We start from the raw sequence: 19,364 nt of genomic DNA, 5'->3' as shown, positions 1-19,364 counted from the left end.
TCTCGATCTCGCCGCATCGATCCTTAAGTTCCGGGATGAACTCTGCTGGCCAAACCGCCCTCAGCCGACGCTTGGGCCGCAGCCAGCTGCCCTGACTTTTTGTTCACGCTGCCAGCGATCCTTGAGACGTTCTTTCCGCGCGTCCCGTGCGAATGAAATTGCGAAGCACATCGCAAAACTCGTCCGTGGCCGAGAACATCGGATTGTGCCCCTTGCCGTCGAAGACATAGAGCTGCGCGTCCGGGATGCGGGACGCGATAAATTCGCTCGCGGCGCTGGTGACCAGCTGGTCTTCTCGGCCGTGCGCGACGAGCGTCGGAACAGCGATCGATTCGAGCAGCGGCGCAATGTCCATGCCCGGATCCGGATCGTAGAAGCTGAGGATCGTCTCGGTCGGCAACCTGCACATGCGCTCGATGGCCATCCGCCGCAAATCTTCGGCATCTGGCTCGCTGTAGACGTACCGAGTTTGCAAGCGGATCAATTCCTCAACGTCGCCCCGAGCGTAGGCGTCCTTACGATGAGCCATGTAATCCGGGTTAAACACCGGGCGCCCATCCGGTAGCGCTCCCATCATCGGCGTGCCCACCGTCATCATCTTTCCGACGAGTTCCCGGTGCGCATGGGCGAGCTGGATAAGCAGGTTGGAGCCGCGCGAGATGCCGACGCCGATGATTGGGACGGCACCGGCGGCCTTGATGATCGCGCGGAGGTCCTCCATGTGTTGGAGCGTCGAGTAAGGACGCATCAGAGGTGATGATCGTCCGGCGCCGCGGCAGTCAACCGTGATGACACAGAATTCTTGGCGAAGCTGCTCGAGAATCGGTTCAAAGGTCGACAGCCCGTAGACAATGGGATTGATGAATACGATCGTCGGCTCGCCGCTGCCGTGCTCATAGAAGACGAGACGCGCGCCGTCCCGCTCCGCGTACCGGGCGCGGTGAACGCAGTTGCGCGCGCGGTCGCGGTCGGCATCGGTCTCGCCGAGCGCCATGGCGCGCTCGTAGTAGTCGTTCGCTCTGTCGAGATCGTCCTCGACGCCGGCCAAGTCACCCAGCATCAGGAGGCACTCGCGCTCGGTGCCTCGATCGGCCGATGCTGCACTGTCTCGAGGACGCGCCGTGAGCTGCAGGCACGTTTCAAGTTGGGAGACCGCCTCTTTGACGGCATGCCGCGCTTTTGCCAACCGACCGGCGGCCAGAAGATAAATTGCCCCTTGGTCGAGCAGGCCGCCTTCGACGAAATGATGGGCGACGATCTCGGGCTGGCCCGCCGCGATCTCCGGCCGCAACTGCTCGATCGCTTGCGCGATATGCGCATGCAGTTGCTGACGCGGTGATTTAAGCAAGGTGGCGTAGGCCGCGTCGCGGACGAGCGCGTGCTTGAAGCTGTACGTATGATGCGGCGGCATCCCACGTCGTTGGATGAGCCCCGCGCGACACAGTTGATCGAGCACCGCCGTCAGCTGCAGCTCCGGGTATCCCGCGATCGCGCCGACGACCTCCTCGTCGAACTCCCGGCCGATGCAAGCAGCGATCTGCGCCACCTCGCGTGCCGGAGCCAAGCGATCGAGGCGCGCCATGAGCGACTCCTGCAGCGTCGCCGGAATGGCCAGCGGCGGAAGTGGGCCGACGAGCTCGAGATGACCATCGCCGGCCGTTGTCTTCCAGATCACGGATTCGAGGACCGCTTTCGTCAATTCCTCGACGAACAGCGGCACGCCCTCGGTGCGGGAGAGGATGGCTTCGATGACGATGGGCGGAAGCTGCCGTCCGCCCGCTGCTCTCTGGATAAGCGCTCGGGATGCTGGCCGCCCCAAGCGATTGAGGCTGAGGAATGTGACATGCGGGAAATTCGTCCAAGGCGTCGGCACGTCAGGCCGCAAAGTGGCGACGAGAAGTATCGGCAGAACCCGGATCCTATCCACCATCCGCTCGAAAAGCTCCGCCGACGTCGGGTCGAGCCAATGCGCGTCCTCAAGGACCAGGAGCATCGGCCGCTGGTGTGAGAGCCCCTCCATTTGCGCCAGGAGAATGCCAAAGACCCGCGCCTTTTTCTCCTGCGGTGTCCCGCCGCGCGCCGCGTAGCGTCCATTGAGCGGCAGCCCCATCAGCTCGGCGAGCAGCGGCGTCGCGTCCTCCCCTAACCCGCCCGCTTTGTCGAGGAGCTGCTCCAGCTTCTCGAGCTTCAATGAGGGTGCATCCTCACGCAGGTACCCTGCCGCCCGTTGGAGCTGGACGCTCACCGGCCAGAGCGCGCTGTCCACATGATGGGGCGAGCAGGAATATCCGATCCGGAACCGAGGTTCGTGGCGGAGACACTCACGCAGCGCGAGGACAATCCGAGACTTGCCGATGCCAGCTTCGCCAGACAACAGTACGACCTGACCTTCGCCGCCTTTGGCCATCTCCCAGCGATCGAGAAGGAGAGCGAGTTCGTGTTCGCGGCCGATCAATGGACCTACCTCGGCTCGTCGCAGGGCCTCGAACCGACCTTCGGCCGCCGCTTCCCCAACAACGCGGAACGCCGGTTCCGAGGCTTTGATCCCTCGCATCTGTTGCGGGCCCAGGTCGGTGAGCGCGAACCAGCTGCCAAGAAGGCGCCGCGTGCTCTCGGAGATCACCACAGCTCCGGGCTCCGCGAACTGCTGCAGACGCGCGGCGAGGTTCGGCGTGGCGCCGACAATCCCTTCTTCCTGGGCAGCCCCTTCCCCCATAACGTCGCCAACCACGACCAGGCCGGTTGCGATACCGACGCGCGCGGAAAGAGTACGGCCCGCTCGATTCTCTAGCCGCTCTACGGCTTCCACGACTGCAAGCCCGGTGCGCACCGCACGTTCGGCCTCGTCCTCATGCGCCTGCGGCCAGCCGAAATAAACCAGCACGCCGTCACCCATGAGCTTGGCAATGTATCCCTCGAAGCGGGCCACCTCCGCCGCAACCGCTTGGTGGTAGGCCGCAAGGATCTCACTCATGTCCTCGGGGTCGAGGCGCTCCGAAAGGGCAGTCGAACCGACGAGGTCGGCGAACATGACCGTCAGATGACGGCGCTCGGCGTGCCGCGTTTTCATCAATGGTCGTGAACTACCGGCTTCCTTTGGCGGAGGCCCGCGATCATCCTCCAGGTCCTTGCCAAGCGTCGGGGAAAGGGCGGCGATCGCCGAGAGGAGCTTCTTGCGGTGGCCCAACGATGTGATGCCGAGTTCACGCAGATCGTCTGCGGTCAAGCTGGGCAGGGTCTCCGCGTCTACGTCGTTGTCGCGAAACACGCTCTCGTACTGATACAACCCGAGGCGGCGCAGCCAATCCGTTATGTCCACATCGACCTCCCACAGGAGAGCGTCGGTCCTTGGTCGCAAGGAAGTCTACCGCAGCCTGCGACAGCACACCATCCCCGGTCCCGCCAGCTGGCAAAAGATTAGACTAGCTGCGGTCGGCGCCGGCTCGAGTTGCCGACGCAATCCCAGTCATCATCTTGCCCGACATGCCCCACTGGGGAGCCGCGCCTAATGTCGGCTGCTGGGCCCTGAGCCGACCTTTTGCCGAGCGCGTCGCCATGTCAGCTTCTTGGGGCAGACCGTACACTTTAAGATTGGACGCAACCAACGCTTTTGACCCTCAGTGTCTGCTCGACGCCTACCCTGTCCTCCGGTCATCCAATTGGGTGACATTGGCGCCGCTCAGGAATACGGCCCAATCCTTCATTAGCCCCCGGCGCTTTTCGAGCTTATGACCTCGTTGATAGGCTGCGGTGGTCTCGCTCTTGTATTTGTGGGCCAGTGCAGCTTCGCGTACGCCATCCGGGTAGTCGGTGCATTCCTCAGCCCAGGTTGCGAAGGTAGATCGGAATCCGTGCACCGTCACATGTCCGTAGCCGAGTCGATCAAGTACCGCGAGCATCGCGTTTTCGGAGAATGCCCCGCTGTCCGGATTGGTGAAGATCAGTTCGCCTTGGCGGCCGTTTCGCATCTCGTCGAGGACCGCCAACGCGGGATCCGTCAAAGGAACGTAGTGGTCCTGGTCCATCTTCATTCGTTCGCCGGGGATTTTCCAAGTCGAGCCTGACCGATCGATCTCAGACCACCGCGCTTCGACCGCCTCGTTCGTGCGGCAGGCCGTGAAGATGAGGAATCGGAGCATGGCGGCAGCTGTTCCGGGTGCACCGGCAAGGAGCTTCATGAACGCCGGCGCCTCAGTGTACGGCAAGGCCGGATGATGACGGACGACCCGCTTGGGGCGCTTTGGTAGCTTTTCGCGCAACTGCCTCGTAAGCTCGGCCGGATTGCGGAAGTCTGGATCGTCGATGTCAACGTTCTTCGCAATGATCGTTTCGATCCGGCCGCGAACCCGGTTTGCAGTCTCGCGCTTCTCCACCCAGATCGGCTTGAGCAGATCGTGAATGTGGCTCGGCTTGATCTCCGGGATGGTCAGCTTGCCGATTGTGGGATAGGCGTAACGCTTGAGGGACGATGGCCACTGATCGCGATGCTTCTCGCTCCAGGTCGACCAATTCGTCCGGATGTAGGCTTCCGCGCATTCCTCGAACGTTGGCAACACAACCTGGGCCTCGACGGCTTTCGCTTCTTCACGCGCCTTTCGCCTCTCCTGCACTATGTCCACGCCGGCCGTGCTGCGATCGCCTTTCACGCGCAGCCTCGCCGCATCCCGTGCCAGCCGTGCATCTTTTAGCGACACTTCCTTCAAGGAGCCCAGGCCGTGCCAGCGCTCTTTGCCGTCTTTCCAATATCTGTATGACCAGCTCTTCGACGTTGGTCCGGTGATGATCAAGTAGAGCCCATCACCATCGGCGTATTTACCGGGCTTGCTTTGGCGCTCTACGTCGAGCGGTTTGAGCCTTCCAGCCATTGTTCCTCCAGGAAAACCGTCCTCCGAACCCACGGGCTAATGCTACGGTCAGTGCCCCGATTAGGGGGAACACCGGCGAACTGCAAAGTACAGCTCTTCGGCGCAAGTCACTGATTTTGCTGTGGAGTTCGAACGACTGCGAACAGTGGAGAACAATATACTGGCGGAAGGGGTGGGATTCGAACCCACGGTACCCTTGCGGGCACGCCGGTTTTCAAGACCGGTGCCTTAAACCACTCGGCCACCCTTCCAAAGCTGGAAGATCAGGCACTTAGCGAATGGCCGCCTTGGACGCAAGGCGACCAAAGTTAGTTTTCGGCTCATCTTGGCCAAATCGTGTGGTCACGCCTTGAGGAAGCTTGCAGCGAGCGTAGTCAACGCTGCCGAGACTGCCGGCGTGATCGCAATCGTCAGGCTGGCGCCGCGAGCAACCGGCCGCTGGACCCCCGCCAAAAGCAAACGGCGCCCGATGGGGAGCGTCGCTCGAAGCCTGCTCTCAACGTGGTGTCAGTAGCCGCAGGACGCGCAGTTCATCTGCACCGGGGCGTAATAGGAATACCCCGGCGAGACCATCTCGACTCGCTGCCGGGTGGCGTATTGCGGCGGGATGCGCTCGTACTGGACGCTCGGCGGCGCGACCATCACGGTCTGCGGCACCATCACGGTGCGATACTGCGCCGGCGTGCGGTGCGCGACCACGGAGCCGGGCGAGACCATCACGGTCTCGTCGACGGTGCGGTATTGCGGCGGCACATATTGTTGCTGGTAGCAGGTCGTGCACGGCGGCGGCGTGTAGCAATTGTAGCAGCCGGCGGAGGCCGCGCCCGTCATGGAAATGGCGGCGACGGCCGTTGAGAAAACGACAGCGAGAGTACGAGACATTGCGGTGGTGCCCCAGTTGCCCGAAACGGATCTGCGAAGGTCGCGGGAGTATACGGCGCAAAACCTTGCCTTGCCGAACTTCGTCGAGGCATCCTTAATGCGAACGATCGATCGCGGCGGAGCGGTAAGAACTCATTGACCACGCGCATTAACGCGCGGGATGTTTGCGGGGGGGCGCATGACAGCGAGTCCGCGATCGGACATCGCCGCGGTACTCGTTCGAGCATAATTTGCAGTTCATCCGCGTTCCATGTTCGACCTTTCAACGCCTCGCTGCTCTTTCCAGAAACTCCAACAGCGAGGGATCGGTCTCCTCGAGTTCGACGAAGCGGCGGCGCAGCTCATCGGCGATTTCGGCGGTGGCATCGCGCGACCATCCCTCCGCGGTATTGAAGGCCACAATACGTGCGGGATGGAGATATTGCCCTTCGGCGAGATGTCTGAGCAGGGTCGCGCGATTGGCGTCCTCCTCGGCCGTCTCGCACCAAGCCCGGCCCAGGCGGCGGCCGAAATCATCGAGCACAAGATAGACGTCCCGGTCTGTCGTGATTTGCGGCACGAGTGATGGAGAATGACTCATGGCTAACTCCGCTATTGGCAATCCGGACCTTTGCGGACGAATCTCGATACGGCGACCGCCTCGGCTGGATTCGGAAAAAATGGATTTCGACGATTTTTCTTAGGATGGCACGATTAAATAAAAATAAAAACACAATTAATAAAAATTAAATAGCAAAATGTGGACAATGCACTAAGTTGATGATGCCTGGCGGGCGAGCCCGCACGTCGGGTGCCCACTGAGCAAACGGCTCCCGCTCCCCACCCCAACCAGCCCCACGCCCTAGGGAGGCGGGGGCCGTTCTTTCCCGATCTCCGTTCCGGCTACTTCCTGCAACGGCGCATCCGGGTGGTCGCACGGAGCCGCGAGGCGTTCCGAAGATCGCCGATCCAGGCCAGTGGCGCCGATGCCGCCTACTTCGGACGCCGCTTGACCTCGCGCACCGCACCACGCGCGGCACTGGTGGTGAGCGCGGCGTAAGCCTGCAGCGCGGTCGAGACGTTGCGCTTGCGGCCTTGCGCCTGCCAGGCGGCATCGCCCTTCGCCTCCTCCGCGGCGCGGCGCTTGGCGAGCTCCTCGTCGGAGACCTCGAGGCTGATGCTGCGGTTCGGGATGTCAATGGCGATGATGTCGCCCGTCCGCACCAGACCGATATTGCCGCCTTCGGCGGCCTCTGGCGACAGATGGCCGATCGACAGGCCGGAGGAGCCGCCGGAGAAGCGGCCGTCGGTGACGAGCGCACAGGCTTTGCCGAGGCCCATCGATTTCAGATAGCTGGTCGGATACAGCATCTCCTGCATGCCGGGGCCGCCGCGCGGGCCTTCATAGATGATGACCACGACCTCGCCGGCGACGACCTTGCCGCCCAGGATGCCGTCGACGGCCGCGTCCTGGCTCTCGAACACGCGCGCGGGGCCGGAGAATTTCAGGATCGAGGCATCGACACCGGCGGTCTTCACGATGCAGCCGTCCTGCGCGAGGTTGCCGTAGAGCACGGCGAGGCCGCCGTCCTTGCTGAAGGCGTGCGCGAGATCGCGCACCACGCCCTTCTCGCGGTCGGCGTCGAGCTCGTCGTAGCGGCGCTCCTGGCTGAAGGCGACTTGCGTCGGGATGCCGCCGGGCGAAGCGCGATAGAAGGTGCGCACCGCTTCGCTCTTGGTGCGCTTGATGTCCCAGCGCTCCAGCGCCTCGTTCATAGTCGGCGCGTGCACGGTCGAGACCGAAGTGTCGATCAGCCCGGCGCGGTCGAGCTCGCCGAGGATGCCCATGATGCCGCCGGCACGGTGCACGTCCTCGACATGCACGTCGGCGACGGAAGGCGCGACCTTGCAGAGCACGGGCACGCGGCGCGACAGCCGGTCGATGTCCTTCATGGTGAAGGCGACCTGCCCCTCATGGGCGGCGGCCAAGAGATGCAGCACGGTGTTGGTCGAGCCGCCCATCGCGATGTCGAGCGTCATCGCGTTTTCGAACGCCTTGAAATTCGCGATGTTGCGCGGCAGCACGGAGGCATCGTCCTGCTCGTAATAGCGGCGGACCAGGTCGACGATGGTGTGACCGGCCTCGACGAACAGGCGCTTGCGGTCGGCATGGGTTGCGACCACCGAGCCGTTGCCGGGCAGCGCCAGGCCCAGCGCCTCGGTCAGGCAGTTCATGGAATTGGCCGTGAACATGCCCGAGCAGGAGCCGCAGGTCGGGCACGCCGAGCGCTCGATCACCTTGACGTCCTCGTCGCTGACCTTGCTATCGGCCGCGGCCACCATGGCATCGATGAGGTCGACGGCCTTGGTCTTGCCGGCCAGCTTGACCTTGCCGGCCTCCATCGGCCCGCCCGAGACGAACACGGCGGGGATGTTGAGCCTGAGCGCGGCCATCAGCATGCCGGGCGTGATCTTGTCGCAGTTGGAGATGCAGACGAGGCCATCGGCGCAATGCGCGTTGGCCATGTATTCGACGCTGTCGGCGATCAGCTCGCGCGACGGCAGGCTGTAGAGCATGCCGTCATGGCCCATGGCGATGCCATCGTCGACCGCGATGGTGTTGAACTCCTTGGCGACGCCGCCGGCCTGCTCGATCTCGCGTGCCACGAGCTGGCCGAGGTCCTTCAGATGGACGTGGCCGGGCACGAACTGGGTGAAGGAGTTGACCACCGCGATGATTGGCTTGCCGAAATCGGCGTCCTTCATGCCCGTCGCGCGCCAGAGACCGCGGGCGCCCGCCATGTTGCGGCCGTGGGTGGTGGTGCGGGAGCGATAGGCTGGCATGGCGGTTTCCGTCCTCGGGTTTGCGTCGGCCGGGGCGGGAAAATGTGGAGCCACCTCAGGCCTTTCCGGCCGGATAGCGCACGGGGGCAGCCCGCGCAACGGGAACTTGGGTCGGACAGGGCTCCCCTGCTCTCGGCGCGGGGGGCATAGGCGATCTCAGCCGTCATGCCCGGGCTTGTCCCGGGCATCCACGTTCTTGGTTCTGCGCGGCAAAGACGTGGATGGCCGGGACAAGCCCGGCCATGACGAGCATTTATTGCAGCGTCGGATCAAGCCGATCGCGCAGCCAGTCGCCTATGACCGAGACCGCCAGCGTGGTGACCACGATGGTCGTCGCCGGCGCCAGCATGATCCAGGGCGCCCGGGTCAGATATTCGCGGCCATAGCCGACCATGTTGCCGAGGCTGGTCATCGGCGGCTGCACGCCAAGGCCGAGGAAGGACAGACCTGACTCCATCAGGATCACCTCGGGGAACACCAGGGTCGTCGAGACGATCAGGGTCGAGGCGATGTTGGGCAGGATGTGGCGGAGATAGATCCGCGACGGCGTCGCCCCCAACTGGCGGACGGCGGCGGCCTAGCCTTGCGCATTGGCGGAGATGGCAAGGCCCCGCGCGATGCGGGCGTAGCGCTCCCAGCCGAACAGGCCCATCAGCCCGACCAGGAGCGGCAACGAGTTGCCGAAGAAGGCGAGCACGGCCAGCGCCATGATCAGGAAGGGCATACTGGCCTGGAAGTCGGTCAGCATCAGCACGAGCTGCTCGACGAACCCACGAAAATGCGCGGCGAGGAAGCCGAGTGTGGTCCCGACCACGGCCGAGATTGCGGTCGCGCCGAACGCGATCAGGAGCGAGATGCGGATTGAGACGAGCAGCCGCGACAGCACGTCCCGGCCAAGCTCGTCGGTGCCGAGCCAATGCGCGGCATTGCCGGGCGCAGCAAGCCGGTTGCGCAGGTCGAGCTGCGTGAAGCCGTAAGGCGCGATCTTCTCCGCGAAGGCCGCGATCAGCAGCATCGCGACGATCCAACTGATCGCCAGCGCGACCGAGACCGAAATCGCCGGCAGGCTGAAGCGGCGTGAAAATGCTTTGGTATCCTTCAGCGTCGCGTCGGTCATGCATGTGCTCCCTTGCTGCGCAGGCGCGGGTCGAGGAAGCCGTAGAGGAAGTCGACGATCAAATTGGACGTCACCATGGTCATCGCGACCAGCAGCAGGATGCATTGCACGACGGCGAGATCGCGGTTGGCAACAGCGACGACGAGAAGCCGCCCTACTCCCGGCCAGGCGAACACGCTCTCGACCACGACTGCGCCTGCGATCAGCGTGCCGACCATGAAGCCGAGGATGGTCACGGTCGGGATCGCCGCGTTCGGCAGCGCGTGCGAGGTCACCACCTTGCGCCACGGCACGCCTTTTGCGGATGCGGTGCGGATATAGGGCTGGCCCAGCACCTCCAGCATGGCGCTGCGGGTGAAGCGCGCCAGCACCGCCGCGCCGCCAAGGCTGAGCGTTGCGATCGGCAGGATGGCGTGGCGCCAGCTGTCCTGCCCGCCCGAAGGGAGCCAGCCGAGCTGCACGGCGAAAACGAGCACCAGGATCAGCGCGAGCACGAAGCTCGGGACGGTGAAACCGGCGACCGCCGTCATCATCACGGCGCGGTCGATTCCCGAGCCGCGATGCAGCGCGGCGTAGATGCCGGCGGGGACGCCGAGCGCGACCTTGAAGAAGAACGCCGGCAGGGTCAGCGCCAGGGTCGCGGGGATGCGCTCCAGGACCAGCTCGATCGCGGGGCGGCCGTCGCGCATGGAGCGGCCGAGCTCGCCCTTGGCGATGGCGCCGAAATAATCGAAATACTGCGCCCAGATTGGATCATCGAGGCCCCAGGCCTTGCGGAACGCCGCGAGCACCTCCGGCGGCGCCTCCGGTCCCAGGATCATCAGCGCGGGATCGCCTGACAGCCGCAACACGACGAAGGCGAAGGTGACGACGAGCACGATCGTGAGCGCGGCGCGTCCGATCCGAATGGCGAGATAACGTCCCATCACGCGGCGTCCCGTGTCGCAGCGCCGGTGACGAGATGGCAGGCGACCTGCCTGTCGCCGCCGACGGCGGACAGCGCCGGCATCTCGCGCGCGCAGCGCGCGATGGCGCGCGGACAGCGCGGATGGAAGGCGCAGCCCGTCGGGCGCGCGGCCGGATTCGGCGGGTCGCCTGACAGCACGATGCGGCCCGCACTGCGGCGGCCCGGCGCGGGCGAGGCCGAGACCAGCGCCTGAGTGTAGGGATGCTCGGGTCGCGCAAACAGATCGTCGGCGCTGCCGATCTCGACGATGCGGCCGAGATACATTACGGCAACGACATTGCTGATCTGCCTGACGACGCGCAAATCGTGACTGATGAAGAGCAGCGTCAGCGACAGCTGCGCCTGCAGATCGCAGAGCAGGTTCACCACCTGCGCCTGGATCGAGACGTCGAGCGCGCTGACCGGCTCGTCGCAAACCAGGAAATCCGGGTTCGTGGCCAGCGCCCGCGCCAGCACGATGCGCTGACGCTGCCCGCCGGAGAGCGCGCCGGGATAGCGCGCGCCATGCGCCGGCGTCAGCTCGACCGCGCGCAGCAATTCGCGAACGCGCTCCTCGCGCTCCACGAGCGTGCCGATGCCGTGAATGTCGAGCGGCTCGCGGATCTGCGTTGCAACCGGCAGCCGCCGGTCGAGTGCGCCGAGCGGATCCTGGAAGATCATCTGCATCCGCGCGCGCTGCGCACGCCAGACCGTCGTCCCGGGCGCTGCCATCGCCTTGCCGCCAAACCGCACCTCGCCGCTATCAGGCGGCTCGAGGCCAAGCACGATGCGGCCTGTGGTGGATTTGCCCGAACCGGATTCGCCGACGAGACCCAGCGTCTGGCCCCTGGGAATCGTCAGCGACACGCCGTCGACGGCATGCACGGCCGCAGCTCGCCCGAACATTCCAGAGCGCATCGCATAGGTGCGCGAGATCGCGGAGACCTCGACGAGCGGCGGACTCATTCGGCGGCAATCCCGAGCAGCGCGCGGCGCGAGGTCTCGGCACGTACGCAGGCGACGCTGCGATCATCGGCGATCGGCGCGAGGGTCGGCGCCGCAAGGCCGCATGCTTCCGCGACCAGCGCGCAGCGCGGCGCGAAGGCGCAGCCCCCGGGCATGTGCGCGGGATCGGGCACCGTGCCGGGAATGGCGGTGAGGCGCCGCCGCGGACCGTCGAGCGGCGGCAGCGCGCCGATTAACCCTTGCGCGTAGGGATGTACGGGATCGGCGAACAGCTGATTGCTCGGCGCCTGCTCGACGATGCGGCCGGCATACATCACCGCGACGCGGTCGCAATTCTCCGCGACGACGCCGAGGTCGTGGCTGATCAGCACCATGGCCATGCCGAGCTCGCGGCGGACCGTGGAGAGCAGCTCCAGGATCTGTGCCTGAATGGTGGCATCGAGCGCAGTGGTCGGCTCGTCCGCGATCAAGAGATCGGGATTCCCGGCCAGCGCCATCGCGATCATGATGCGCTGGACCTGGCCGCCGGAGAATTCGTGCGGATAGGCCTCGAGCCGGCGGCCAGCGTCGGGAATGCCGACGAGATCGAGCAGCCGCCGCGCCTCCGCCTTCACGGCGTTGCCTTGGAGATCGCGATGCAGCGCCAGCGCTTCGCACAGCTGCTTGCGGATAGTCAGCACCGGGTTGAGCGCGCTCGCCGGATCCTGGAAGATCATGGCGATGCGCCCGCCCCTGACCTGGTAGAGCTCGGTGGCGGGCGCGCCGAGAATCTGGCGCCCGTCGAGCCGCACCGAGCCAGAGACTTGCGCATGGCGCGGCAACAGGCCGAGCGCGGCGAGCCACGTCACCGATTTGCCGGAGCCGGACTCGCCGACGAGGCCGATGGCCTCGCCCTTCTGCAAGGCAATGTCGACGCCGCGCAGGACCGGCACGCCATTGAAGGCGACACGCAAGTCCTCGATGCTGACCAGCGGCTTCACCTTCAGACCTCGAAATTGCCGGCGCGGAAATCCATCGCGAAGGCGGGCGCTGCCTTCCACTTGATCGATTTCGGCTTGGCCGTGAAGGTCGCGTTCTGGTGCAGCACCGTGTAGGCGGGATCTTCGCGCTCGGCGATCTCCAGCATGCGGTGGAACGCCTTCCTGCGCGCGGCGCGGTCGGTCGACGTTTCCAGGAACTCCGAGAGCTTGTTCAGCTCGGCATTGGTCCATTCGCCGATCTGCTGCTGCTGGCCGTTGGGACCGTGCTGGGCCACCAGCGAGGACACCGGATCGTTGAAGGCGGCCGAGTTCGACCAGTCGCGCACCGCGCGGGTCGGGCTACGCTCCATGATCTGCGACCAGTTCTCCTTGGTCTCGATCTGCACGTTGAGGCCGACCGACTTCCACATCTCGACCAGGATCTGCGCGGTCGCGACCTGGTTGGTGTAGTAGTTGTTGAGCAGGCGATACGGGATCGGTTCGCCCTTGTAATTGGCCTGCTTGAGCAGATCCTGCGCAAGCTTGGGATCGTAGGCCGGCACGTTCCAATCGGCGTTGAACATGTCGCCGTAGAACTCCCATTGCAGACCCTTCGGCACGCGGGTGCGGCCGGACCACAGGCTGTCGACGATCGCCTGGCGATCGATCGCGTGGGTGAAGGCGCGCCGCACCAGCGGATTGGCGAGCACGGCATGGTTCTTGTCGAACACGGTGAGGCGGTGATTCTGAATCGTGCCGCCCTGCACTTCAAAGGCGGAATTCTTCTCGATGCCGGCGATCTGGTCCGGCGGGATGTCGCAGGCGAACTGGTATTCGCCCGAGAGCAGTCCGTTGATGCGGCTCGCGACCTCAGGCACTTCGAGGAAGCGGATGCGCTTGAGCGGCGGCCGGCCGCCCCAATATTCGTCGTGGGCTTCCAGCGTCAGCGAGACGTCGGGCTTGAGCTCGACGACCTTGTAGGGGCCGGTCGTCACCGGCTTGCGGGCCCAGTCGAGATAGCTCGCCGCCTCTTCCCAGGCGCGGCGGTTCATGATGTCGGAGCCGTAGCGCGACAGCCGGCCCTCGATCGTGACGTCGGGTGTCGCGTTGTAGAAGCGCACCGTGTACTTGTCGACGGCATCGACGCGCACCAGGTCCGGCCAGATGCGGCGGGCGACCGCGGGGACATCAGGCGGCAGCTCCTTGCCCGGGCGCGGCGTCGGGATCTTCTCGAACGCCTTGATGGTGGAGCGGTTCTTGGCCTCGGTCTCGCCGAACATGCGCTCGCGGCTGAAGGTGAAGACGACGTCTTCCGCCGTGAGCTCGTCGCCGTTGTGGAACTTGACGCCCTGGCGCAGCTTCACCTCGACGATCTGGTCGTCGATGCGGCGCCATTCGGTGGCAAGGCCCGGCACGGCCTCGAGCTTGCCGCGCCAGTTCTTCGAGATCAGGCCTTCCCAGATCGAGGAGAAGAACACGCGCTCGCCGACATTGGACTGCTCGCGCAGCACGTCGAGCACGTTCGAATTGGTGACCTTCTGCACGGCGACCGTCACCGACGGTCGATTGTCGCCTTGCGCGATGGCAAAGCGCGGCAGCAGCAAGGTGCTTGCGGCAGCGCCGCCGGATTTCAGGATGGTGCGACGGGTGAGCTTGCTCATGATGTGACCCTGCCCTTTGTGATTGCGGTTATTCGGCGAGACCGAGCGCGGCGAGATGCGCCGCGCCCTTGCGGACATCGTCGTGGTTGCGGAGTTCGAGGATCAGCCGCGGATTCGACGTCAGCCGTCCCAGCGCGCGGAATACGGCGACCCAGGGAATATTGCCCTCGCCCGGCGCCCAGTGCCGGTCGGCAAAGCCGTCGGTGTCCTGCAGGTGCACATGCGTCAGCATGTCGCCGGCGGTCTCGACGTAGTAGTCGACCGGCGGCGCGCCGGTGGAGATGTGCGCGTAATTGGCGTGCCCGGTGTCGAGCGAGACGCGGACCTTGCTGCTTTCCAGCGCCTTGGCGAGGCGCACGCGGTCGCGTGGATCCTTGTCCTCGATGTTCTCGATGACGATCTCGCAGCCGATCGTCTCGGCACGCGCAATCACCTCGGCGAGCGTCGCCTTGACTCGCTCAACGATATTGGCCCGGTTGTCGGGATAGAGATCGAGATTGTTGTGGTCCCAGGTCGTGAACGGCGAGTGGATCACCATCTGCGTCGCGCCGAGGAACTCGGCTGCCTCGAGGCCCTGCAGCAGGCGCTTAGTTACGGCCTGGCGGATCATCGGATCGTGGCTGTCGACCTTGAAGCCCCAGAACGGACCATGGATGCCGAGCCGGCCGGTGTGACCGGTGAGCATCTGCTTGATCTCGCCTGCCGTTGCGCGCCAGTCGCTATCGAGCAGATCGGCGCGGAAGAAGTCCTGGATTTCCAGATCGCGCTGCTTTTCGAGAAGCCAGTCACGATGCGCGGGGATCGATTTGATGGACAATGCGGCGCCCAGCACCGGCTTCGACATGGCATGCTCCTTCGTCGTCAGCGATGACGGGAGCAGCGCTAGACCAGTTCAATGACAGGCCGGTGAAATGCGCCTTTCGCAGCGTGGACGAGATGTGGACATCCCGCCCGCGCGTGCTGCGATCGCTGGCACCGATGCAGAACGGGCACATCGCAAGCGCTATCGTGTCCGTAGTGATCCGGAATGGAATCCTAGCGGTCCTTCGCGTACATCGCGGGACATCGATCGGCGGCCACTTCCACGGGCATCACCCTCTGATCGCGCTACATGGGGTTGGGGGACCACATGGGGCGGGGGATTGAAGGCTGGGGCAAGGTGACGAGGTCCGGACTCCTAGGCACTCCGGACCTCGAAACTTTTTAGATTGAACGCAGCAACGCGCCGTCCGGTGGGCATCCGGGCGGCGCGTTGTCGTTTCAGAGCCTCTTTGTTTCGGCGCTTAGCGCGTCTGCGTCTGCGGCTCCAGCGTCACCGTGCAATCGCCCTGCCCTTGCGTCGCGACCACGATGTTGCCCGCGGGAGCGCCGAGAGCGATCGGCGCGGACGAGCCGCCGCCAGGCATCTGGACGACCACGCTGAGGGAATCGGTGCGCGCAGTCGAGCCCACGGTGGTCGGCTCCGCCTGGGCGACGTTGCCGGAGGCATCACGTCGCATGATCTGGCAGTTCACCATGTTGTTTCCGCCGGCCGCCGCCATGCTTGACGACGAGGAGGCGCTGCCACCCATTTGGGCCCGGGCCCGCGACGGATCGCGGGGTACCTGGCTGACGATGCGATGCGAGCGCGGCTCCACGATAATGACCTCGTCTTCCGTCGTGAAATATTCGTAGCCCCGATATGCAGGCTCGATCGAGACGATCTGCGGGCGGAAGCCGATGCAGACGCACGCGCGAGGGAATCGTTTCGCCAACCCGGATCGAGATGTTCAGATTGCGCTCCGGCTGCGCCAGGCGTGCGCGGCTCACAGTTTCGGAGATCCGCACCTGCCTCTCGGTCGTCACCTGGGCCTGCTGGTTGACCTGCGTGTTGGTCTGCGTGGTCTGATTGGCCTGGTTGGTCTGCGTGCCCGTGGAGCCGGGCGCGGTCTGTGCGTTGTTAGTCGGAGCCGCGCGGCTGGTATCCGTCGCAGTGGCCGGCTGGTTGCTCTGTTGCGCCGGCGGCTGCTGCTCGGCGGCACTGCGCGGCGGCTGGGCCTGGTTGCGCTCGTTCTGGTTGGCTGTAGCTCCCGTGCGCTCGTTCTGCTGGCCAGCCGGGCCAGTCGTCGGGCCAGTCTTGGATCTCTCGGATTCGGCGGTTGATTTCTGCGGCGCAGCCTTGTCCTGCTTGGTTTCCGCACCGCTCTTGCCCGCATCGCGTCCGGGCTTGGCGCTCTCGGCCTCCCGGTTGCGATCGCGCGAAGGCTCGCGAGAGTCTTGTGCCTGGTCCCTTGCCTTCGGTTGATTGCGCTCCGAGGCCGTCGCCGGCTGGCGCTTGTCGTCACTTGCCTCGCTCTTGGCAGCGCCGCCTCGATCCTCGCGGCCTGCGCCCTGAAGCCGCTCCTGGGCGCCTTGCGCGCGCTCTTGAACGCGTTCTTGAGCCGCACCACCGCGCTGCGGAGAAGCGCCCTTGGCCGGCTCCTCGGTCCGTTTCGGCTCGTCCCTGCGCTCACCGGGCGCCTGGGCATAGGCAAGGCCGGATGCGAGCATGAGCCCGACGGCCGCAGTCGATAACATCAAACGTTGACGCATGGTCCCTCTCCTCGACAATTCGCAACAATAAACGCGAACGTTCTGTTCGTACGAAGGTTCCTGAACAGGAACGCAGTCGTGGAGGTGAGCCAATCAAATCGCCATCACATCGCGTCCTTCAGCGTCAGCCGCGCCGTGAACGTCACGCTGGTCTTGCCGACCAGCGCCATGCCTTCGACTTCCGCACCGCCGGGGAAATAGTCGCCGGAAAAGCCACAGGTGACCTCCCTGCCGCCGAATGCGAGCGTCCTGCCGACCGCCTCGGTGTGCTGATTGACGATCATGTCGCCCCGCCACTTGCCGTTCCGGAAGGTGTAGCTGCCGGTGTAGTAGAAGTAGCTGTCGCCGCCCATGATGCGGCCGTCGCTGAGCACGACCACGCCCCTGGCCTGCCCACGCTTGCCGTCCCGCATCTCGATGTCGAAGATGTAGAGGCCGTTGACGACCCTGGCCTCCTCACCCGCTTCCGCTTCATCGCCAGCTGACATCCGATCATCCCCACCGATCCGCTGCCCCGATCAGTTCGGCACGTTCCGCTCGAGATCCTCGAGCCATGCCGCTGCACTGGAATCCGAGGGCGCGCGCCAATCGCCACGCGGCGACAATGAACCGCCGGCCGAGACCTTCGGCCCGTTCGGCATGGCCGAGCGCTTGAACTGGCTGAAGGCGAAGAAGCGGCGCAGGAACACTTCGAGCCAGCGGCGGATCTCCGGCAGATCATAGGCCCGGCGCCGGTCGCTCGGGAAGGCCGGTGGCCATTCGCCCTTGGCAACGTCCTTCCATGCCTGAAGCGCCATGAAGGCGATCTTGGACGGCCGCATGCCGAAGCGCAGCGTATAGAACAGGTTGAAGTCCTGCAGCTCGTAAGGTCCGACGGACGCTTCCGTGCTCTGCGGCTTCTGGCCGGCCTCGACCGGCACGAGCTCAGGCGAGATCTCGGCCACAAGGATCGAGCCGAGCGTCCGGTTGACGTCGTCGCTGAACTGCTTGGAGGAGATCACCCAGCGGATCAGATGCTGGATCAGCGTCTTCGGCACGCCGGCGTTGACGTTGTAGTGCGCCATCTGGTCGCCGACACCATAGGTGCACCAGCCGAGCGCGAGCTCGGAGAGATCGCCGGTTCCGATCACGATGCCGCCGTGATGGTTGGCGAGCCGAAACAGATAATCCGTGCGCAGGCCGGCCTGCACGTTCTCGAAGGTAACGTCGTAGACCTTCTCGCCCTTGCCGAAGGGATGGCCGATATCCTTCAGCATCTGCGTCGCCGTGGTGCGGATGTCGAGCTCCTGCCAGCTCGTCTGCAACGCCTTCATCAGCGCGAGCGCGTTGGTCTTGCTCTCGCTGCCGGTGGCAAAGCCCGGCATGGTGTAGGCCAGGATGTTCTCGCGCGGCAGGCCGAGCAGGTCGACCGCCTTGGCGGCGACGATCAGGGCGTGGGTGGAATCGAGGCCGCCCGACACGCCGATCACCACGCGCTTGGTGCCGGTGGCGCGCATGCGCTGCACCAGCCCCGCGACCTGGATGTTGTAGGCCTCGTAGCAGTCCTGCTCGAGCAGGCTCTCGTCGCTCGGCACGAATGGAAAGCGCTCGACCTTGCGCAGGAAGCCGATATCGGCGGCCGGCGGCTTCAGGGCAAATGTCACCTTGCGGAAAAACGCCTCGCGCTGCCGCCGGTTGTCTTCGAACGTTCCCATCAGCGCGCGCTCCTGCCTAAGCAGGTCGAGGTCGACGTCAGCCAGCGTGATCTGGCCGGCCTGGCGGAACCGCTCGCCCTCGGCCAGCAGCACCCCGTTCTCGTAGATCGAGGTCTGGCCATCCCAGGCAAGATCGGTGGTGGATTCCCCGGCCCCGGCCGCGGAATAGACGTAAGCCGCGAGGCAGCGCGCCGAGGTCGATTGGCACAGCAACGCGCGCGAGCGCGCCCGGCCGATCGTGATCGGACTGCCCGAGAGGTTGATCAGCACGCTCGCGCCCGCAAGCGCGAGCTCCGAGGCCGGCGTCACCGGGATCCACATGTCCTCGCAGATCTCGACGCCGATGGTGAGGCCCGGAACGTCCTCGGCCGCGAACAGGAGGTCCACCCCGAACGGCGCGTGCAGGCCGCCAAAGGCGATGGTCTCGCCGGCCATGCCGGCGCCGGAGGCGAAATGCCGTCCCTCGTAGAACTCGCGATAGGTCGGCAAGTAAGATTTCGGCACGACGCCGAGGACGTTGCCGCGATGAATGACGACGGCGCAGTTGTAGATGCGATTGCCAAAGCGCAGCGGCGCCCCGACGATCAGGACCGTCATTAGCCCCGCGGAAGCTTCAACGACGCTTGCGAGCCCGCGCTCGACCGCATCGAGCAGCGGATCCTGCTTCACCAGGTCCTCGATCGCATAACCGGACAGGCACAGCTCGGGAAACACCGCGACCGCGACCGATTGCTCATGACAGGCATTGGCCGCCGCCAGCACGGCCTTCACGTTGGCGCTGGGATCGGCGACGTGGGAGGTGGTCACGCAGGCTGCCACGCGCGCAAATCCGTGGGCGTAAATCGAGTGGAAAGTCATCGAGCGCCGTACCCTCAAATCT

General features: G+C 65.1%; 14 protein-coding genes, 1 tRNA gene and 1 pseudogene. All 16 read right to left on the bottom strand.

The genetic code is table 11. The annotated features are described in order from the left end of the window. Positions 1 to 103 precede the first annotated feature (103 nt). The 16 genes and pseudogenes from ABIA45_RS08655 to ABIA45_RS08580 all read right to left on the bottom strand — a co-directional run bounded on the left by ABIA45_RS08655 (position 104) and on the right by ABIA45_RS08580 (position 19,342). Positions 104 to 3,319, bottom strand: coding sequence for an alpha/beta fold hydrolase (locus tag ABIA45_RS08655; RefSeq protein WP_271542242.1), 3,216 nt, complete (start codon positions 3,317 to 3,319; stop codon positions 104 to 106). Positions 3,320 to 3,635: 316 nt separating this feature from the next. Continuing rightward, positions 3,636 to 4,865 (bottom strand): tyrosine-type recombinase/integrase, encoded by a 1,230-nt coding sequence (locus ABIA45_RS08650; RefSeq protein WP_370157850.1) that lies wholly within the window; start codon positions 4,863 to 4,865, stop codon positions 3,636 to 3,638. Between the two features lie 161 nt (positions 4,866 to 5,026). Then, positions 5,027 to 5,116: transfer RNA gene (locus ABIA45_RS08645), tRNA-Ser, on the bottom strand. Positions 5,117 to 5,372: 256 nt separating this feature from the next. Then, positions 5,373 to 5,696: a hypothetical protein gene (locus ABIA45_RS08640; protein ID WP_036028057.1), complete on the bottom strand. Its 324-nt coding sequence runs from the start codon at positions 5,694 to 5,696 to the stop codon at positions 5,373 to 5,375. Positions 5,697 to 6,009: 313 nt separating this feature from the next. Next, positions 6,010 to 6,327, bottom strand: coding sequence for a hypothetical protein (locus tag ABIA45_RS08635; RefSeq protein WP_036028058.1), 318 nt, complete (start codon positions 6,325 to 6,327; stop codon positions 6,010 to 6,012). A 392-nt stretch (positions 6,328 to 6,719) separates the two neighbouring features. Next, complete coding sequence (ilvD, locus tag ABIA45_RS08630) at positions 6,720 to 8,570, bottom strand: dihydroxy-acid dehydratase (protein WP_404651710.1); 1,851 nt, start codon at positions 8,568 to 8,570, stop codon at positions 6,720 to 6,722. A 253-nt stretch (positions 8,571 to 8,823) separates the two neighbouring features. Continuing rightward, positions 8,824 to 9,687: pseudogene (locus tag ABIA45_RS08625) on the bottom strand (ABC transporter permease). Next, complete coding sequence (locus tag ABIA45_RS08620) at positions 9,684 to 10,613, bottom strand: ABC transporter permease (RefSeq protein WP_271542252.1); 930 nt, start codon at positions 10,611 to 10,613, stop codon at positions 9,684 to 9,686. The pseudogene ABIA45_RS08625 and the gene ABIA45_RS08620 overlap by 4 nt, the downstream one beginning before the upstream one ends. Beyond that, entirely contained in the window at positions 10,613 to 11,599 is a 987-nt protein-coding gene (locus ABIA45_RS08615; RefSeq protein ID WP_271542254.1) for an ABC transporter ATP-binding protein, read from the bottom strand. The genes ABIA45_RS08620 and ABIA45_RS08615 overlap by 1 nt, the downstream gene beginning before the upstream one ends. After that, a complete protein-coding gene (locus ABIA45_RS08610; RefSeq protein ID WP_404651708.1) occupies positions 11,596 to 12,579 on the bottom strand; it encodes an ABC transporter ATP-binding protein in 984 nt (327 codons plus the stop codon). The genes ABIA45_RS08615 and ABIA45_RS08610 overlap by 4 nt, the downstream gene beginning before the upstream one ends. Before the next feature lie 2 nt (positions 12,580 to 12,581). Continuing rightward, entirely contained in the window at positions 12,582 to 14,219 is a 1,638-nt protein-coding gene (locus ABIA45_RS08605) for an ABC transporter substrate-binding protein (protein WP_404651707.1), read from the bottom strand. Between the two features lie 28 nt (positions 14,220 to 14,247). Then, positions 14,248 to 15,063 carry a sugar phosphate isomerase/epimerase gene (locus ABIA45_RS08600; protein ID WP_271542259.1) on the bottom strand — a complete coding sequence of 272 codons (816 nt, stop codon included), beginning with the start codon at positions 15,061 to 15,063 and terminating at the stop codon, positions 14,248 to 14,250. Positions 15,064 to 15,502: 439 nt separating this feature from the next. Beyond that, entirely contained in the window at positions 15,503 to 15,718 is a 216-nt protein-coding gene (locus ABIA45_RS08595; RefSeq protein ID WP_404651705.1) for a hypothetical protein, read from the bottom strand. Beyond that, positions 15,708 to 16,790, bottom strand: coding sequence for a hypothetical protein (locus tag ABIA45_RS08590; protein WP_404651704.1), 1,083 nt, complete (start codon positions 16,788 to 16,790; stop codon positions 15,708 to 15,710). The genes ABIA45_RS08595 and ABIA45_RS08590 overlap by 11 nt, the downstream gene beginning before the upstream one ends. Positions 16,791 to 16,894: 104 nt before the next feature. After that, positions 16,895 to 17,278, bottom strand: a complete 384-nt coding sequence (locus ABIA45_RS08585; protein WP_036012369.1) for a GrlR family regulatory protein — start codon at positions 17,276 to 17,278, stop codon at positions 16,895 to 16,897. A gap of 30 nt (positions 17,279 to 17,308) precedes the next feature. After that, positions 17,309 to 19,342, bottom strand: a complete 2,034-nt coding sequence (locus tag ABIA45_RS08580; RefSeq protein ID WP_404651702.1) for an NAD(+) synthase — start codon at positions 19,340 to 19,342, stop codon at positions 17,309 to 17,311. Positions 19,343 to 19,364: the final 22 nt, after the last annotated feature.

Origin of the sequence: Bradyrhizobium sp. USDA 336 (assembly GCF_044908355.1) — a bacterium.
In the GTDB taxonomy this organism is placed as follows: domain Bacteria; phylum Pseudomonadota; class Alphaproteobacteria; order Rhizobiales; family Xanthobacteraceae; genus Bradyrhizobium; species Bradyrhizobium yuanmingense.
The sequence above is the reverse complement of the archived record's forward strand: the minus strand, read 5'-3'. Positions and strand labels throughout refer to the sequence as shown.

Coding starts and splice junctions, on each gene's coding strand:
- ilvD (WP_404651710.1), bottom strand. CDS start 8,570: ATGCCAGCCTATCGCTCCCGCACCACCACCCACGGCCGCAACATGGCG.
- ABIA45_RS08585 (WP_036012369.1), bottom strand. CDS start 17,278: ATGTCAGCTGGCGATGAAGCGGAAGCGGGTGAGGAGGCCAGGGTCGTC.
- ABIA45_RS08600 (WP_271542259.1), bottom strand. CDS start 15,063: ATGTCGAAGCCGGTGCTGGGCGCCGCATTGTCCATCAAATCGATCCCC.
- ABIA45_RS08615 (WP_271542254.1), bottom strand. CDS start 11,599: ATGAGTCCGCCGCTCGTCGAGGTCTCCGCGATCTCGCGCACCTATGCG.
- ABIA45_RS08635 (WP_036028058.1), bottom strand. CDS start 6,327: ATGAGTCATTCTCCATCACTCGTGCCGCAAATCACGACAGACCGGGAC.
- ABIA45_RS08620 (WP_271542252.1), bottom strand. CDS start 10,613: ATGGGACGTTATCTCGCCATTCGGATCGGACGCGCCGCGCTCACGATC.
- ABIA45_RS08590 (WP_404651704.1), bottom strand. CDS start 16,790: ATGCGTCAACGTTTGATGTTATCGACTGCGGCCGTCGGGCTCATGCTC.
- ABIA45_RS08595 (WP_404651705.1), bottom strand. CDS start 15,718: ATGCGACGTGATGCCTCCGGCAACGTCGCCCAGGCGGAGCCGACCACC.
- ABIA45_RS08640 (WP_036028057.1), bottom strand. CDS start 5,696: ATGACGGGCGCGGCCTCCGCCGGCTGCTACAATTGCTACACGCCGCCG.
- ABIA45_RS08650 (WP_370157850.1), bottom strand. CDS start 4,865: ATGGCTGGAAGGCTCAAACCGCTCGACGTAGAGCGCCAAAGCAAGCCC.
- ABIA45_RS08605 (WP_404651707.1), bottom strand. CDS start 14,219: ATGAGCAAGCTCACCCGTCGCACCATCCTGAAATCCGGCGGCGCTGCC.
- ABIA45_RS08580 (WP_404651702.1), bottom strand. CDS start 19,342: ATGACTTTCCACTCGATTTACGCCCACGGATTTGCGCGCGTGGCAGCC.